General features: G+C 70.4%; 16 protein-coding genes and 1 pseudogene. 16 read left to right on the forward strand and 1 reads right to left on the reverse strand.

Translation table 11 applies throughout. From position 1 onward, the window contains the following. Positions 1 to 360: 360 nt before the first annotated feature. Positions 361 to 714 (forward strand): annotated as a pseudogene (locus AA75_RS03245) (IS110 family transposase); the annotation flags it as partial. Positions 715 to 887: 173 nt separating this feature from the next. Here AA75_RS03245 and AA75_RS03250 read toward each other — a convergent pair. After that, positions 888 to 2,135 (reverse strand): MFS transporter, encoded by a 1,248-nt coding sequence (locus AA75_RS03250; RefSeq protein ID WP_051811730.1) that lies wholly within the window; start codon positions 2,133 to 2,135, stop codon positions 888 to 890. Positions 2,136 to 2,206: 71 nt separating this feature from the next. Here AA75_RS03250 and AA75_RS03255 point away from each other — a divergent pair, with 71 nt between their 5' ends. From AA75_RS03255 to AA75_RS03325, 15 genes are all read left to right on the forward strand, one after another. Further along, on the forward strand, positions 2,207 to 3,118 hold the full coding sequence (locus AA75_RS03255; RefSeq protein WP_033818174.1) for a winged helix-turn-helix transcriptional regulator: 912 nt from the start codon (positions 2,207 to 2,209) through the stop codon (positions 3,116 to 3,118). A gap of 557 nt (positions 3,119 to 3,675) precedes the next feature. Beyond that, positions 3,676 to 5,898: an asparagine synthase (glutamine-hydrolyzing) gene (gene asnB / locus AA75_RS03260; RefSeq protein WP_033818175.1), complete on the forward strand. Its 2,223-nt coding sequence runs from the start codon at positions 3,676 to 3,678 to the stop codon at positions 5,896 to 5,898. Then, a complete protein-coding gene (locus tag AA75_RS03265) occupies positions 5,895 to 6,692 on the forward strand; it encodes a CPBP family glutamic-type intramembrane protease (RefSeq protein ID WP_082526215.1) in 798 nt (265 codons plus the stop codon). The genes asnB and AA75_RS03265 overlap by 4 nt, the downstream gene beginning before the upstream one ends. Next, on the forward strand, positions 6,689 to 7,471 hold the full coding sequence (locus AA75_RS03270) for a hypothetical protein (RefSeq protein WP_033818176.1): 783 nt from the start codon (positions 6,689 to 6,691) through the stop codon (positions 7,469 to 7,471). The genes AA75_RS03265 and AA75_RS03270 overlap by 4 nt, the downstream gene beginning before the upstream one ends. Next, positions 7,471 to 7,770 carry a PqqD family protein gene (locus tag AA75_RS03275; RefSeq protein WP_033818177.1) on the forward strand — a complete coding sequence of 100 codons (300 nt, stop codon included), beginning with the start codon at positions 7,471 to 7,473 and terminating at the stop codon, positions 7,768 to 7,770. Before AA75_RS03270 ends, AA75_RS03275 begins: the two co-directional genes overlap by 1 nt. 36 nt (positions 7,771 to 7,806) lie before the next feature. After that, the gene (locus AA75_RS03280; RefSeq protein ID WP_033818178.1) at positions 7,807 to 8,829 is read left to right on the forward strand and encodes a diiron oxygenase; all 1,023 of its coding nucleotides are present in this window, start codon (positions 7,807 to 7,809) and stop codon (positions 8,827 to 8,829) included. Positions 8,830 to 8,914: 85 nt separating this feature from the next. Then, positions 8,915 to 10,030, forward strand: coding sequence for a hypothetical protein (locus AA75_RS03285; protein WP_033818179.1), 1,116 nt, complete (start codon positions 8,915 to 8,917; stop codon positions 10,028 to 10,030). An 87-nt stretch (positions 10,031 to 10,117) separates the two neighbouring features. Next, positions 10,118 to 10,795, forward strand: coding sequence for a hypothetical protein (locus AA75_RS03290; protein ID WP_033818180.1), 678 nt, complete (start codon positions 10,118 to 10,120; stop codon positions 10,793 to 10,795). Then, complete coding sequence (locus AA75_RS03295) at positions 10,795 to 11,493, forward strand: hypothetical protein (protein ID WP_033818181.1); 699 nt, start codon at positions 10,795 to 10,797, stop codon at positions 11,491 to 11,493. The genes AA75_RS03290 and AA75_RS03295 overlap by 1 nt, the downstream gene beginning before the upstream one ends. Continuing rightward, the gene (locus AA75_RS48975) at positions 11,490 to 12,221 is read left to right on the forward strand and encodes an alpha/beta hydrolase (RefSeq protein ID WP_051811732.1); all 732 of its coding nucleotides are present in this window, start codon (positions 11,490 to 11,492) and stop codon (positions 12,219 to 12,221) included. Before AA75_RS03295 ends, AA75_RS48975 begins: the two co-directional genes overlap by 4 nt. After that, a complete protein-coding gene (locus AA75_RS03305; protein ID WP_051811734.1) occupies positions 12,218 to 13,036 on the forward strand; it encodes a methionyl-tRNA formyltransferase in 819 nt (272 codons plus the stop codon). The genes AA75_RS48975 and AA75_RS03305 overlap by 4 nt, the downstream gene beginning before the upstream one ends. Then, positions 13,036 to 14,049 (forward strand): nucleoside-diphosphate kinase, encoded by a 1,014-nt coding sequence (locus AA75_RS03310; RefSeq protein WP_051811736.1) that lies wholly within the window; start codon positions 13,036 to 13,038, stop codon positions 14,047 to 14,049. Before AA75_RS03305 ends, AA75_RS03310 begins: the two co-directional genes overlap by 1 nt. Next, entirely contained in the window at positions 14,037 to 15,434 is a 1,398-nt protein-coding gene (locus AA75_RS03315) for an aminotransferase class III-fold pyridoxal phosphate-dependent enzyme (protein ID WP_033818182.1), read from the forward strand. Before AA75_RS03310 ends, AA75_RS03315 begins: the two co-directional genes overlap by 13 nt. Then, complete coding sequence (locus tag AA75_RS03320; RefSeq protein ID WP_033818183.1) at positions 15,427 to 15,630, forward strand: (2Fe-2S)-binding protein; 204 nt, start codon at positions 15,427 to 15,429, stop codon at positions 15,628 to 15,630. Before AA75_RS03315 ends, AA75_RS03320 begins: the two co-directional genes overlap by 8 nt. After that, entirely contained in the window at positions 15,627 to 16,286 is a 660-nt protein-coding gene (locus AA75_RS03325) for an HAD family phosphatase (protein WP_233288905.1), read from the forward strand. Before AA75_RS03320 ends, AA75_RS03325 begins: the two co-directional genes overlap by 4 nt. The last annotated feature ends 13 nt before the right edge of the window (positions 16,287 to 16,299 follow it).

The raw sequence follows: 16,299 nt of genomic DNA on the forward strand, positions 1-16,299 counted from the left end.
CGAACCCACGTCCACCAAGATCGGTACGACAACGGCTTCTAAGTATCTCTACGCAGCTGCATTGCGAGTCGATGGTCGATCATCTGGGGGTCCGCCAGCCCCCGTTATGTTCTTCGCGGCCCTGCAAGAGGGCCGCTGGCCTCCGGGCCCGGCATGACTGTGTCCCCCTGTCGAAGAGATGACCTGGGGGGTGGTGTCACCGGGCCCGGAGGTGTCGTCGGAGACGCTGATGAGAGGTCCGGCCACCGCCCGGTCCGGCGCAATGCCGGACGGCCGCAGGCGGCAGGTCTGCACAACGTGGATGCGCGCGTACGACACCACCGCCGAGGCCGGCTCGTCCGACTCCCCTGGAAGGGTGCGATGTTCGACACCGAAGACGTGGGCGTGTTCCTCGGCCTGGACGTCGGTAAGACCGCTCACCACGGCCACGGCCTGACCCCGGCAGGCAAGAAGGTCTTCGACAAACCGCTGCCCAACAGCGAGCCGAAACTGCGGGCCGTCCTCGAGAAGCTGGCCGCGAAGTTCGGCACTGTCCTGGTGATCGTGGACCAGCCCGCCTCCATCGGCGCCCTGCCTCTGACCGTCGCCCGCGCGGCCGGCTGCCAAGTCGCCTACCTTCCAGGACTGGCCATGCGACGAATCGCCGATCTCTACCCCGGCGAGGCGAAGACCGACGCCAAGGACGCCGCAGTGATCGCGGACGCGGCACGCACCTAACTCGTGCTCGCCAGGCAGACCGCCTGTTCATCAACAACCAGCCGACCCGCCAGGCCAGCACATCCGGGCCTCAATTGCGGACCGAGTCGCCCGCTTCTGATGACCCAGCCCCTCGCTGCTCGTTGGAGGCCCCCTCAGTTGCCTCCAAGATCCCCGACAGCGTCAGGTACTCAATTCAGATCGCGCAGCCGGCGGACCGGGCTCAGGAACAGGGCCGTCGGGGCGAGCGCGATGACGAGGCTGCACAGCCAGAACGCCGCGCGGATACCTAGCGCGCTGGAGGTGAGGCCAGCGGCGAGGGCGCCGAACGGGATGGCTCCCCAGGAGATGAAGCGGACCGTCGCCATCACCCGAGGCAACAGGTCGGCGGGCGTGACGGTCTGGCGGTGCGTCCGGGTGAGGATGCTCACTACGACCACCCCGGCGGTGAAGCCGGCGCTGCCCAGTGCGAACAGCGAGAGCAGCCAGCCGTGTCCGGCCAGCGGCATGAGGATCGTGGCGACGGCGGCCGTGGTGATCGCGACCAGGACGGCGCGGGCGCTGCCGATCCGCCTGCTCAGGCGCGGCGTCCAGGCGGCGCCGACCAGGCTGCCGATGCCCTGGGTGGCGATGAGGACGCCAACCAGGCTCGCGGGAGCCCCGAGGGTGCGCACCAGGAAGACCGGCGCGAGCGCCATCTGGGCCCCTGCGACGAAGTTGATCAGGGTGGCCACCGCGACGCATGGCGCCATCACCGGGTGGCGAACCACGTACCGGACGCCGTCCTTGATGAGTTGCACGAACGACGTGTTGTCTTGGCTGGACGGGCCGCGTTCCGGGCGGGGGAGGGTCCACAGCAGGACCGCCGAGGCCAGGTAACTGATGGCATCGACCACCAGACTGCTGGCCGCCCCGAGGAGTTGGACCAAGACGCCGCCGAGTGAGGGTCCGCCCAGGTCGGTCGCCGCCCCCGAGACTGAGGTCAGGCTGTTGCGCGAAGTCAGCTCCTCCTTGCTGACGATCGACGGTAGGAAGGAGGAGTTCCCCACGTCGAAGACGACGTTCGCCAGCCCGATTACCAGGGCGACCACCACGAGTTGGGCGAGTGAGAGGGCCCCGAACGCCGCCGCCACCGGCACCGATGCGATGGCGCCCGCCCGGAGCAGGTCCATCGCCACCTGGGTGGCCCGCAGTGGGAAGCGCTGGACGAGGACGCCGGCTGGCAGGCCGATCAGGATCCACGCCGCGTAGCTGGCGGCCGTGATGAAACTCACCTGGAGGCTAGAGACCTTCAAGGTCTCCACCGCCACCAGTGGCAGGGCGACGGCGGTGACTGCGTTCCCCACGTTGCTGACGGTCGATGCGGTCCAGTAGCGCCAGAACAGCCAGGCGCCCGACGGCCTGGCCGGAGCAGCACGCTCTGCGGTCAGGTTGGCCATGCCTACCCCCGATGTGAGTTCCCTTGAGATACTTACTTTATCGATCTTCCAAGGCGGCACAATAGGTGACTGTGCGTTACTCGGATCTGGCTGCCGACAGTGACTGCTCCATCGCGCAGGCGCTGGGGGTCGTCGGTGATGCGTGGACGCTGTTGATCGTCCGTGACATTGCCGGCGGCGTAGACCGCTTCGCGGCCCTGCACGAACGCCTGGGCATCAGCCGCAAGGTCCTGTCGGCGCGCCTGAACTTGCTGGTCGAGGATCAGGTGTTGGAGAAGCGGCTCTACAACGCCCACCCGCCGCGGTTCAGCTACCACCTGACCCCGGCCGGCTGGGGCCTGTTGCCGGTGCTGGTGGCACTCCAGGACTGGGGATCGCGCGACCTGCTGGGCGACGGCAGCGTGTCCGCGACCAGTGAGCCCGGCGGGCCGGAGGCGCGACGGGTCCTGGCGCTGGTGGGTACGCGGGTGCCGCAATTGACCCTGACGAGTGCGGTCGGGGTGCCCACGGACCCCTGCTCGCCCGCCACTTGGACGGTCCTGTACTGCTTCCCGGGCGCGTTCGCCCCGGCTGCCCAGGCCTACTCGCCCGACTGGGGAGCGATACCCGGAGCCCGTGGCTGCACGCTCGAATCCTGCACGTACCGCGACCGGCTGGGCGAGTTTACCGAACGAAACACCGTTGTCTACGGGGTCAGCACACAGAGCCCGGACCAGCTGGCCGGCTTCGCGGCGCACGAGCGGATCACCTTCCCGCTCCTCTCCGACCAGGACCTGCGCCTGACGGGGGCGTTGCGCCTGCCGACCTTCCGTGCCGCAGGCGTCGACCGACTGAAGCGGCTCACCCTCGTCATCGACGGCGGGCGCACTGTGCGCGGCGTGCTCTATCCGCTGCCCGACCCGGCAGGGTCGGTTGAGGACGCGCTCGCGCTGCTCGACTCCCTGACCCGCCCACCGGGCGCGGAGTCGCAGTCGTCCGTATGAGCAGCGCAAAGATCGGTCGATTACAAACCGGACATACAGTGGCCTTGCCCATCAGATTGATACGAATTATCAACCGGCGGTTCACTTGGCGCTTGACGCGCAGCCTGCATGGGTGATGAACTTCGATCAAGAAAGCGGGGCGGCACGGGGGCGGCACCTATGAGGGTGCAAACGGGGATGTAACGGGGCTTTGATGCAGCCGATCTGGCGCATCTTCTCTTCACTGGTCAAGGATGTCGACTGCGCCTTGCGCGCAGCTTTCCATCCTTTCGACCGGCCTGCCCGCGTCACGGGAGTGACATTTCCCTGGAATGCTCGGCATGTCCTTGGAGGGGGTGAAATCCATGCGCAAGTACACCAAGCCGGTTGCGAAGAAGGTTGTCTTCGGCACCGTTCTGACGAACGTCTGCTGATACCTGGGTGTGCCGCACTCGCCAAAAGTGCGGCACACCCGCAGCACGTTTTCCCGGGCCGGTACGAATGGCCCGGTCTTTTGCTGGCACATGCGCTCGGGCAATTCGTGGTTCGGGCTTGCAAAGGCACACGCGAGGGTACCTATGTGTGGTTTGGCTGGAGTGGCCCGTCTCGGCGGGTGCTCGATCGGTTCTGAGGCGGACGAACTGCTCCGCCGCATGACGCAGGTGATCGCGCACCGGGGCCCCGACGGAGCGGCGGCGTTCCACCGCTCCGGTGCCGTGGGCCTGGGGTTCGTGCGGCTCTCGCTGGTCGACCCGGTCGGCGGCGGCCAGCCGCTGAGCACCGAGGACGGCTCACTGGTGCTGATCGCGAACGGCGAGATCTACAACCACCGGGAGCTTGCAGCCGGGCTGCCGCGCGGCACCAGGCTGCGCACCGGCTCCGACTGCGAAGTCCTGCTGCACCTGTACCGGCGGGACGGCATGGCGTTCCTCGACAAGGTCCGGGGCATGTTCTCCCTGGTCCTCTGGGACCGCGACCGCAACCGCCTGGTATTCGCGCGCGACCGCTTCGGGATCAAGCCGCTCTTCTACCACCGCAATGCCGAGCGCATTGTTTTCGGCTCCGAGATCAAGGCGCTCTTCGAGGACCCGTCCTGCCCCCGGAAGATCGACTGGGCGGGCGCCCTCTCCGATCAGCTGATGACCGGTGCGATGGTGCTCGACGACAGTCCGCCGAACACGTTCTTCAAGGAGATCGAACTCGCTCCGGCCGGCTGCATCGTCACTTTCGACCTGACCACCGGAGGCACCTCGACCCACCGTTACTGGTCCTTCCCGGAATTCGACGGTACGCGCACCGGGAGTGAGCAGGAAATTGTCCGGGCCTACGGCGAGACTTTGGCCGCCTCGGTCAAGGAATGCGGAATGGCCGATGTCGAGATCGGCCTCTTCCTCAGCGGTGGGATTGATTCGGCCGCGGTCGCGGCACTCGCCGCCGAAAAGCCGCGAACCTTCACGGCGCTCAACGGCAGCACGCTCGCGAACGCCGACGCCGAATACGGCCACCGCATCGCGGGCTGGCTCGGTCTGACCAACCATCAGGTCCTCTTCGACACCTCCGCCGTGCCCGGCATCGAGGAGTGGAAGCAGTTCCTGTGGCTGCTGGAGACCCCGCTGGCCGGTCCAGAGGCCTACTACAAGTACGAGATGTACCGCTACGTCGGCGCGCACGCCCCCGAGATCAAGGCGATGCTGCTCGGCGGCGGCGCGGACGAGTTCAACGGCGGCTACTCGGTCTCCTTCGCCGGCGGTGGCGAGTGGAGCGACTTCCTCACGAACGTCAATCGGATGGGCATCCGGGGTGACCAGCACCGCCGGCCGGACCTGGGTGCCTGGTGGGACCAGTCCGACCTGCCCCTGGTGCGGGCCTCCGCGCTGCGGGAGGCGGTCGGCGGCGGCGCTGCGCGCAGCCCGTACGAGATGCTCTACCGCTGGAAGTATCGCGACGTGCAGCAGTACAACTGCTGGCACGAGGACCGCACGGCCGCCGGCAACGGCATCGAGGCGCGGGTGCCGTTCCTCGACCACCGGCTGGTGGAGCTGATCGCCGCGGTCCCCGAACAGTTGCGCCCCAACCTGATCTGGGACAAGCAGATCCTGCGCCGGGCCATGGCCGGGATCCTGCCGCCCGAGGCGATCGCCCGTCCCAAGGTCCCGTTCTTCTACGGAGAGGGTGTCCAGCACACCTACCGGACCTTCACCCGGATGCTGGCGCAGCACGGCGACGCGCTGCTCGACGAGGCGCTGAGCAGCCCCGGCGCCCGCGAGTTCCTGGACGCCGACAACCTTCGCGCCTCGCTGCGCCGGCTCGAACTGGACCCGACCGCCGGGCACGTGGAGTTCCTGCTCCGGGTGGTCAACCTGGGCCTGCTGGAGCAGCTGACCAAGGAGCTGCCGGCCCCGCACGTGCAGGCCCCGAAGGCGCCGGTGCCGCTCGCGGTTCCGGTGACCGACTGGGACGCGCAGCAGGAGCAGATCGAGGCCACGGTGCTGCGCCGGCCGCCCGTCGACTTCGAGACCGTGCCCGAACTCGCCGACGGCGTCATGCTCTTGCACGCTCCCGAGGACGCCTCCACCTGGTACGTGGTGGTCGACGGCGCGGTGGAGTTCGTGATCGACGAGACCGAGACGCCCGAATGGCTGAGCGTGCTGCGGGCGTTGGACGGCAGCTCGACGCTGGACGCGGTACTGCACGCGCTCGGCCACGAGCGGGACCAGGTCGAGTCGCTGTTCGCCGAGGCCCTGGAACTCGGCCTGGTGGATGTCCGCAACGACCAGCTGGGAGCGGGGGCCGTCAAGTGAGCACGACGCTTGAGGAGACGAAGAAGCCGGCGGCCGTTGAGCGGCCCTACGAGTCCAGCTTCGACCCGCCGGGGTGGGTGTTCGACGTCCGGCGACTGACCGCGGTCTCCTGCGTGGCGGCCTTCGCCGTCGGGCTGTGGACCCTGGGCGGCACCAACCCCCGCGTGCTTGCGGGCCTGCTGGTGGTCGAGCTGGTCCTGATGTGCCTGCCCTGGCGGGTGCCGCGGACCATGCGCAGCGGACTGAGCTTCTGGACCGAGACGCTCTGCGGCCTGCTGGCGCCGATCGGTTCGCTGGTGCTGACCGCGGTGACCCGGCCCGACTGGCTCGGCAGGGGCGCCGCCTGGTGGTGGTACCCCATCGCGGTCGCGGTCACCGGCGGCCTGGTCGCCCTGAGCAACATGCGGATGCGGTCGCTGCTCTCCGGCGAGCTGGCGTTCGTCTTCGGCCCGACCCCCCGCGCGCACGGCGCGGCCCGGGCCTTCGCCAGCGCACTGTGCCCGGTCGGCGAGGAGGCGGTCTTCCGCGCGCCGGTGCTGCTGGCCTCGGCCACCACGCCGCTGGGCCTGCTCGGCGCCATCGCCTTCGTCGCCCGCCACCACATCCAGCCGGGCACCAACCGGCGCGGCACCACCCGCTCGACCGCAGTGGAGATCAGCGCGGCCGCCGCGCTGCTGCTGCTGACCGTGGCCTCGGGCTCGATCTACCCGGCACTGCTGGCGCACGTGCTGAACAACATTCCGACCGTCGTGCTGGAGCTGCAGCGCGACAACGACGACAGGGGCTGGGCATGATGCTCGACCTGAGCGGTTGCGAGGCCGAACTGCGCCGCCGCGGCCTGGTGCCGACCGACTGCATGACCCTGTTCAGCGTCGGCTCGGTGGCCCGTGGCTGGGCCAATCAGAGCAGCGACTTCGACTTCTACCTGGTCTCCCGCAGCGTGCCGCGGATCGAGGGTGCGCGGACCGTCCCGGTGCCGCTGGGCCACGAGACGATCAGCACCTTCGACTTCCCGTTGGACGGCCGCCGCTGGGAGGTCGCCTACTGGCTCGACTCCCAGGTCGACCAGATGCTGTCGAAAGTGACCTGGTCCGAGTTCGACGCCGGGGTCTCCTCCCTGAAGGTCATGGTCGACACCGAGGAGCTGTTCCTGGAGCGGATCCGGACCGGCCTCCCGCTGCTCGGCGAGGACTGGCTGGACCGGCGCCGGGTGGAACTCGCCGACACCGCCTACCAGGCCTTCCTGACCACCCGGTCGCTGGCCGAGGCGGACGGCAACGTAGAGGACGCGCTGGGCATGCTGGTCGCCGGCGACATCGAGAGCGCGGTCATGGCCGCCCGCAAGGCGCTCGGCCACGCCGTCGATGCGCTGCTGGAGAGCCACGGCAACTACGGCTCCCGCACGCCCAAGTGGCGGGCCCGCCGGGTCAAGGAGGCGGCCCTGCGGGAGCTGCCCTTCGAGCGGTACTGGGCGCTGGAAACCATGGCCGACTACGACGCGCGGGACCCGGCCGACTGGGTCCGCCGGGTCGTGACGCTCTGCAAGGACCTTTCCGTGGAAGTGGAGATCTGATGACGTCCCAGACCTATGACGCCCAGTCCGTCCCGGCCCGCAAGCTGGAGGCCCGGGTCCGCAAGTTCCGCGGCAAGCTCTTCGTCGCGAACGCGTCGCTCGCCTTCGAGCTGGACGAGGTCGCCGAACTCATCTTCCGCAGTGTCGACGGCGTCGCCACGCTCCAGCAGATCGGCGAGAAGGTCGCCGCCGAGTACGACATCTCGGTGGCGGAGGCCGTCTCCGACTGCGCCGAGCTGCTGGCCCAGCTCACCGAGAACGGCATGGTCGAGTGGCCGGCCGTGAGCAGTCATCAGTAGTCGTCAGCAGTCGCAGCAGGAACGGGAGGAGGCGGGATGTGCGGGATAGTCGGCCTGTTCGTCGGGTGCACGGCACTGTCGTACTGCCCGAAGCAGTTGCTGGCCGGCACACCGGCCGCGGCGCCTGACGGCGCCGCAGGCTACCGCAGCCCGTTCCGCAACTGGCACGAGCGGGCCAGCGTGCGCCAGGCACCGCGCCGCGTGCTCGCGGACGACGAGGGCGACCGCCACTACTTCTCGCCCGACCTGGTGGCCATCGCCCAGCACCCGCTGGTGAAGGAGCTGCCGCCCGCCTGCTTCGAGGAAGTCCTGGTCCAGCACCTGTACCGCTACCTCGAGTTCACCGCCCGCCTGGAGTACCTCGTGGTCAACCGCACGGTGCTCGGCATCGCTCGGGGATCGATCGGCGTCCACCTGCCGGAGGAGATGCGCTTCGACGCGTACAAGATGTACTGCGACGAGGCCTACCACACGCTGTTCTCGGTGGACCTCTCCCGACAGGTGCGGCAGCGGACCGGCATCGTGCCGAAGGAGACCGGGGAGCCGTACTTCCTGGTGCGCCTGCAGCAGATCCTGGCCGAGCTGCCGGCCGGGGACCGGGCGCTCGCCGAGGTCCTGTTCGTCATCGTCTCCGAGACCCTGATCTCGGCGAGCCTGGCCGAAGTGCCGGAGCGCGCCGACGTGGTGGCGGCGGTCCGCAGCACGGTCCGCGACCACGCCTCGGACGAGGGACGCCACCACGCGTACTTCGCGACGTTCCTGCGCCACCTGTGGGGACAGCTGTCGCCGCGCGAACGCCGCACCGCCGGCCTGCTGGTACCTCGCCTGGTCGATGCCTTCCTGCGCCCCGACCTGCCGGCCATCCGGCTGGAGCTGGCCGGGTACGGGCTGAGCGCGGCCGACGCCGAGCAGGTCGCCGCAGAGACGTACACGCCGGGGATCATCGGGGCCCACCTGGCGGCCACCTCGCGCCAGACCGTCCACTACTTCCAGTCGCTCGGCGCGTTCGACGACCCGGCGGCCCTGGACGAGCTGCGCCGGTACGGGATGGTCGCTTGACCCGAGCGCACGGGGGACGGATCGTTCTCCTCCGGCGGCCCGGAAGCACCGAATAGAAAGAAGGTCCGCCATGGGGGACACAGTGTTGACAACCGATCACGAGGACCTCGGACTGCCGGTCGAGGTTCACTGCCACGGCTTCGGGGAGGTGGACTTCTCGGAGTTCGCCACGCTCGACCTGCTTCTGCTGAACCAGAAGTGCGCCGAGGAGAACGTCGCGTGCATTCCCACGCTATACCTGCGCCAGGACAAGCTGGCCGACTTCGAGCAGTTCATGCGGCGCTACCGCGCACAGCGGCTGGCCGGACTGCTGCCGCACATCCTCGGCATCGCCCTGGAGGGACCGCTGCTGGCGAGCCACGGCGGAACGCCGGCCGCCACCGTCTGGGCGCCGACCCGGCACGAGTGGGAGCGCCTGGCCCGTCTCGGCGAACTGGGCCTGGTCTATACCGTGATCTCCCCCGACGCGTTCACCGGCGCGTCCGGACTGCACGACAACCTGGACAACCGGCACCCGCGGCTGGACTGGATCGTGCCGCTGCTTATGGCGCACGGTGTCCGCCCCGCACTAGGCCACTTCACCAAGGCGGACCCGAAGGGCGCCGCAGAGCTGGTGCGCGACATCGTCGACCTGGCCTGGCAGGGCGACTGGGCGGGCACCGGCTCCCGGGTGATCACCGACCACCTGTTCAACGACATGCCGCTGAACATCCGGCACGCCTTCCGCACCTCTGCGGCGCGGGCGACCCGGGAGAGCACGCTGGCCGTATACGACCTGCCGAACTGGACGCTGGCCGACATGGACCGGATCGCCGGTCCGGTTCCGGCCGCGATCATGCGCGAGGCCGCCGCCGGTCGGATCTCGGCCTGCATCAACTTCGACGGCGAGCACGTCGACCTCGCGATCGCGAACCGGGCGGTGGAGCTGATGGGCTTCGCCAACTCGATGATGATGACCGACCGCTGCGACTCCGCGCGGATCGGCGGCCAGGGGCTGCACCAGACCGAGGAGAACGGCCTGTGGTACCAGGACGGCGGCATCGTCGCGGCCGGCTCCCAGCCGTTGGCCCGTCAGATGCGCAATGCCCAGGGCCTGGGGATCGCCGACGCACCGCTGTGGCAGCTGGTGGCGGGCACGGCGCACCGGGCCTTCGGCACCGGCGCGGCCACCGAACTGGCCGTGGCCGTCGGGGCGCGCTGACCCGCGGCCGAGCCACGCGGTGCGCAACCGCTGACCAAGGGCGCCTGCCGCGCCCCGACCCGACGTGAATGCAGTAGGGAGCAAGTCATGCTGAACGCACTCGACCGCCTGACGGTGGACTGGTCGGACCTGACGAAAGCGCGGGCCCAGACCAAGGACATCCTGCTCGAACTCTCCGAGGACAAGGCGGCGCTGCGAGAGCTCCTGGAGCGGGCCCGCGAGGAGGAGGACCTCTTCGACAAGTGCGAGCACCACCGGCTCCTCGACAAGCTGGTGATCTACGACGCCCTGGACCGGGGCTTCCGGATCCGGGTCCACGTCTCCACCGAGGACCACCGCGACCGCCCGCACGACCACCGGTTCTCCTTCACCTCGCTGATCCTGCGGGGCCGCTACCGCCACGTGCGCCACCAGCTGGTGGGCCGGCCCGAGGACATCCCCGACGAGGTGCAGGACGACTTCGACGCCCGGGACAGCGACCTGCGGGTGGAGCCCCGGTTCGCGACCAATGAGGTCGCGGGCAACTGCTACACGCTGCACCACAGCGAGATCCACACCACCTACACGACACCGGACACGGTCTCGCTCTTCCTGCGCGGCCCGGCGGAGAAGGAGCGCTCGCTGATCACCGAGCGCGAGACCGGCAAGGTCTGGTGGCGCTTCGGCGAGGACCAGGAGAAGACCGCTCGGCGCGGCAGCAAGCGGATCAGCAAGCAGTACTTCGACGACCTGACCCACCGTCTGCAGGGCATGGAGGTCCTCTGATGACCGAGACAGTCGTGAACCCGGCCGACCAGGCCGTGTCCGAGCAGGACGCCGTCGCCTTCATGGACTCGCTGCCCGCCGTGCGCTGGGACGACCTGGAGGCGGCCGCCGAGGTGACGGAGGCGATCGCCCGCCGGCTCGGCGAGGACCGCCCGCTGCTGCGCGCGCTGGTCGAGCGGATCCGGCGGACCCCGGAGCTGCGCGAGAAGTGCGAGTGCCACGCGCTCGACGACAAGCTCGTCCTCTGGGACGAGCCCGAGAAGGGCCTGCGGATCAGGCTGCGGCTGGCCAACACCGACCAGTACGAGCGGGTGCACAACCACCGCTTCAGCTTCACCGCGCACATCCTCAGCGGTGCCTACCAGCACACCCTGTACGCGACAGACCAGCCGCTGGACGAGACGGCGGACGTCAGCCGGTTCTGGCCCCACTTCGTTCGCGAGGAGCCGACCGGCAGCTGCTTCACCATCCACCACGAGCAGCTGCACACCACGATCACCGAGCCCGAGACCATCTCCCTGATGATCCAGAGCCCGGCGGCCAAGCGGCGCGCGTTCATCATCCGCAAGGCCGACGGCCAGGTCTGGTGGCGCGAGGGGGCCGCCGACGAGACCGCCGAGCGGCGTGCCGAAGTACGGATGAGCGACGAGCGGTTCGACCACTGGGTGGCCCGGCTGGAAGCGATCGGGGTGCTGTGACCGTCCGCGAGAGCATCCTGCGCTACGGGGCGTCACCGTGGCACCGGATCGACGTCTACCAGCCGCCGCAGGAGCGGGTGCAGTCCCGGGTCGTGCTGTTCCACGGAGGCTTCTGGCGGCACGACCGGATCGCCCGCGACCTCGAACCGATGGCCGTGGCGCTGGTGGGCGACGGCAGCGCCGTCGCCGTCGTCGAGTACCGCCCGGTCTGGGACGGCGGCTGGTGGCCCGGTGCGCAGGACGACTGCACGGCTGCGCTGGACGCGCTCGCGGAGCAGGACGCAGGGTGGGACACCGCTGTGCTGGCGGGCCACTCGGCCGGCGCCCAGCTGGCCCTCGCAGCGGTGGCAGGCCGTTCGGCGGGCCGCCGACTGGTGCTGCTGGCCCCCGTGGTGGACCTGGAGCGGGCGGCCGCCCTCGGGGTCGGCGGCAGCGCCGTGCCGCACCTCGTCAGCCGGCACCTCGCGGCGGGCGGCCGCTGCGCCGACGCGACCCCGCGCCCGACCGCCGCCGACCTGTCGGCGCTGGTGGTGGTCGAGGCCGCGGCCGACCAGGCCGTACCGACCGAACTGGTCGCCGAGCAGCTCGCCCAGTGGTCCGCCGCGGGGCTGGCACCCGAGCACCGGGTGGTCCCGCAGGCCCGGCACATGCACCTGGTCAACCCGGAGCGCGCCGCCTTCACGACCGTCCGGGAGCTGCTGATCGCGACCGCCGGGCCCGTGTCATGACACTCCGTCAGCACGACCACATCGCCCTGGGCCCGGCCGGCGGCAGCTCGCGCCCGCTGCGGATCGGCGTGCTGGTCTCCGCTACAGGCGCCAACCTGAGCACGCTCCTGGCCCTGCAGGACCGCGAGCCCGAGGCGTTCCAGGTCTGCCTGGTGGCCTCGCACGGCAGCACGGCCAAGGCCCTGGAGGTGGCGCGCGGCGCCGGCGTGGAGACCTGGACCGGCGACTTCGACGCCCACTGCGGGCTCGCCTCACAGGCCGTCGACGAGGCGGGCAGGGCGCGCTACCGCGAGCGCGCCCGCGCCTGGCACGACGGCCTGGACGCTCGGATCGCCGCCTGGGAGGCAGTCGACGGGCCGCTGGACCTGTTGGTCCTCGCCTACCACCGGTGGATCGAGGGAAACCTGCTCGACCGGTTCCACGGCCGCCTCGTCAACCAGCACCCGGCCGACCTGAGCGTGCTCGACGCCGACGGCCGGCGCCAGTTGGTGGGGAACGACCCGGTGCGCCTGGCAATGGCCGCCGGCCACACCGCGACGCGCACGTCCTGCTTCCTGGTCGACGGGACCAAGGACGGCGGCCCGGTGCTCTGCATGGGCGCGTCCGTCCCTACCGACGGACGCGCCGCCACCCCCGAAGACGCCTGGGAGCAAGAGCTGTTGCAGAAGACCGAGAGCGACCGGCCTTGCCTGGAGTGGACCGTGCGCGCCTTCGCCGCCGGTCGCCTGGCGCTTTCCGGTGAAACCCATCCGGACGGCAGCCGAGTGGTCCTGGTCGACGGGCAGGCCACCGCGCTCGGCGGGAGGAGACTCTGATGGCACCTCTGGAACTGGACGCCGTCCTGCCCCGATCGGCACTCACCGCCACGGAGTTCGACGGACTGTCGGCCGACCCGGCCAAGCGGGAGGCGTACCGCTACGACACCTACGCCCGCGAGGGCCTGCGGTCGTTCAGCGCGCTGACCGACCTGACCCGCAGTCACGAGTTCACCTTCGTGGTGCTCAAGCCGGACGCTGTCGCGGGCCGGCGCTGCGAACTGATCCTGGAGATCCTGCGGTCCCAGGGCTGGCTGCCGGCCGCCGCGACCACGATCCGCTTCGACCCGCTGCTCACCCGCGAACTGTGGCGCTACCAGTTCAACGCCGCCTCCGCGCAGCGGATCGCGGTGGTGGACCACCTGCTGGGTTCCGGCCCGGCCCTGCTGGTGCTGCTGCACGACACCCGGCGCCCCGCCGGGATGCCGGCCAGCGTCCGGCTGACCGCGGCCAAGGGCTCGGCGGATCCGGAGGCCGCGCGCGGCACCGACCTGCGCAGCCGGATCGGCCGGGTGAACGGCCTGTTCAACTTCATCCACACAGCGGACGATCCGGCCGACGTGATCCGCGAGCTCCAGCTCTTCTCGTACCAGGCCGGTTGGGACTGGTGCGCCCGCGCGCTGCGTGAGCCGGGACAGGTGGCCGACGGCTGGGCGCCGGAGCGCGATCCCGCGTACGCCCTGCTCGCGCAGGTCCACGCGGCGGTGCCGGCCCATGACCTCGACCTGACCGCCGCACTGCGACGGCTACGAGGCGGCGGTGGCCGCTGGGCCGAGCTGGCGCAGCGGGCCGGCACCCGCGAGCAGGTCGGGCAGTGGCTCGACGCGCTCGGGCCGGACCGGCTCCCGGCGGGTCCGGCCCGGTGGGACGTGCTCACCGTGGTGACCGGGTGGATCGACTGCAACGAGCGCGGCGTCGCCCCGCTGTTGTCCACCCCCTCGGCCGCTGCCTGGCAGCCGGCCGACGACGACGGGCTGCGGTCCGAGCAGGAGGGCGATACATGTCTGGTCTGAGTGGAGCGACCACCGGTCGGAGGGTTCCGCCGTTCGCCGGGACCGGGAACCTGATCTACCGGTCGGAGGTGGTGCCCCGCTTCGTTGGCGGCTCCGGCTGCTTCCTGACCGCCGACGACGGCCGTCGCTTCCTCGACGCGGAGGCGGCGAATGGCACCGTGGCCTGGGGGTACGACAGTTCGCTCCTGCGGGAGGCCGCCCGGCGGTGCCTGGAGCTGCCCGCGCTGCCGTCGTTCTGCGAGTCGCCGCTGCGCCTGCGCGTCCTGGAGCGGCTGGAACGCCTGTTCTCCGAGGTGCTGGGGATACCGGGCCGGGTCGAGTTGGACCTCGGTGGCGCGCAGGGCATGGAGACCGCGTTGCGGATCGCCTTCAGCAACAACGGGCCCGGCACGGTGGTCGTCTTCGAGGGGGCCTTCCACGGCCGGTCGGGCGTGACCAGCATGCTCAGCTCCAGCCCTCGCTACCGCGAACTGCTCGCAGCCTGGGGTATGGAGGTTGTCCGGCTGCCCAGCCCGGACTGCCGGACCTGCCCGCACGCTGCCGCGATGCTCGCCGCGACGGGCGGCCCAACGGCCGCCTGCGACACGGGGTGTGTCAGCGCGGTTTCGCGCTGGGGCTCCGAGCTGTCTGGCGTAGGCGGGAAGGGCTTCGGGCGCAAGGTCTCGGCGTTCGTCTTCGAGTCGGTACAGAACGTGGGCGGCATGGTGGTGCCCGACCCCGCCCTGCTGCGGGCAGCGGTGGACCACGCGCGCAGCCAGGGCGCCGTGGTCATCGCCGACGAGATCTTTACGGGCATGCACCGGGTCGGCCCGCGCTGGGGTTTCCAGCTGACGGGCGTCGAACCCGACGTGGTGGTGACCAGCAAGGGCCTGAGCAACGGCGGCGCGGCGCTGAGCGCGGTGTGGGCGCGGGAGCCGCTGGCCGACGCGGACCACTACCCGCCCGGCAGCCACTCGTCCACCTACGTCGGGATCCCGCATGCGCTCGCCATGGTCGAGACCGTGCTGGACCGCTGGGCGGCCTGGCAGAACGTCGAGGCCGACGTCGCCGCCCTCGAACGCGGCATGCACGGCCGCCTGGTCGAGCTGGCCAGGCGCTGGACCTCGGTCGTCGACCGGGTGGACGCCACCGGCGGCACGGCACGCATCGTACTGAGCGGCCCGTACGCCCCCCGATTGCGGCAGCTGTGCACCACCGTCCACCCTGACCTGGGCGTCCTGGTGGCTTCGACCGGCATGGCTCCCGACGTGATCAACATCCACCCGCCGCTGGTCATCACGGACGGCGAGTTGGACCAGCTGGCCGAGGTGCTCGACCTCGCGCTGCGAGTGCTGACCGAGGAGACCGAGGCCGCCGCGGCAGCGAGGGGACCGGCCCGTGACTGACGATACCGATTCGGTGGTCTGTGTTTGCCTGGCGGTGACCGAGGGCTCGATCCTGGCGGCCATCAGGCGCGGACACCGGGACTTGGCCGCCGTGCGCAAGGAGACCGGGGCGAACACCGGCTGCGGGGACTGCGCCCTCGACATTGAGGACCTGCTGGCGCTGGAGGCGTACCCGGGACAGGTGATCCACCGGTGAAATCGATCGAGCTGGTCATCTTCGACAACGACGGCGTTCTGGTCGACTCGGAGCGACTGGCCAACACCGTGCTGGCCGAGCTCCTCACCGAGGTTGGTATCCCCACCACCCTTGACCAGAGTATCCGCGACTACATGGGCGGATCCTTCGCCCGAGTCCGGCAACTCGCCGAGGAGCGGGCGGGTTTCCCGCTCCCTGAGGATTTCGGCGAACGCTTCCAGCAGCGCCTGTCCGCCGTGCTGCGCACCGGCCTGGAGCCGATGGCGGGCGCCCGGGCAGTGCTGGAGGCGCTGGCCGCACGTGGCACCCGATGCTGCGTGGCCTCCAGTTCCGACCCCGAGCGGCTGGCACTGTCGCTCGACGTGACCGGCCTGGCCCCGCTGGTCCAGGGGCGGGTCTTCAGCGCGGCCGAGGTCGCGGCCGGCAAGCCCGCGCCTGACCTGTTCCAGTACGCCGCGGCGCAGATGGGGGTCGATCCGGCGGCCGCGCTGGTGGTGGAGGACAGCGAGCTCGGTGTCCGGGCCGCCCGGGCCGCCGGCATGCGCGTGATCGGCTTCGCCGCGGTCACCCCGCCGGAGCGACTCGCCGCCGCAGACCACGTCATCCGGGACTTGGCGCTGCTGCCCAGCATGCTCAACGATCTCGCAGCCGAATGAGAAGGCACTGTTC

The organism is Kitasatospora sp. MBT63 (assembly GCF_000710465.2).
In the GTDB taxonomy this organism is placed as follows: domain Bacteria; phylum Actinomycetota; class Actinomycetes; order Streptomycetales; family Streptomycetaceae; genus Kitasatospora.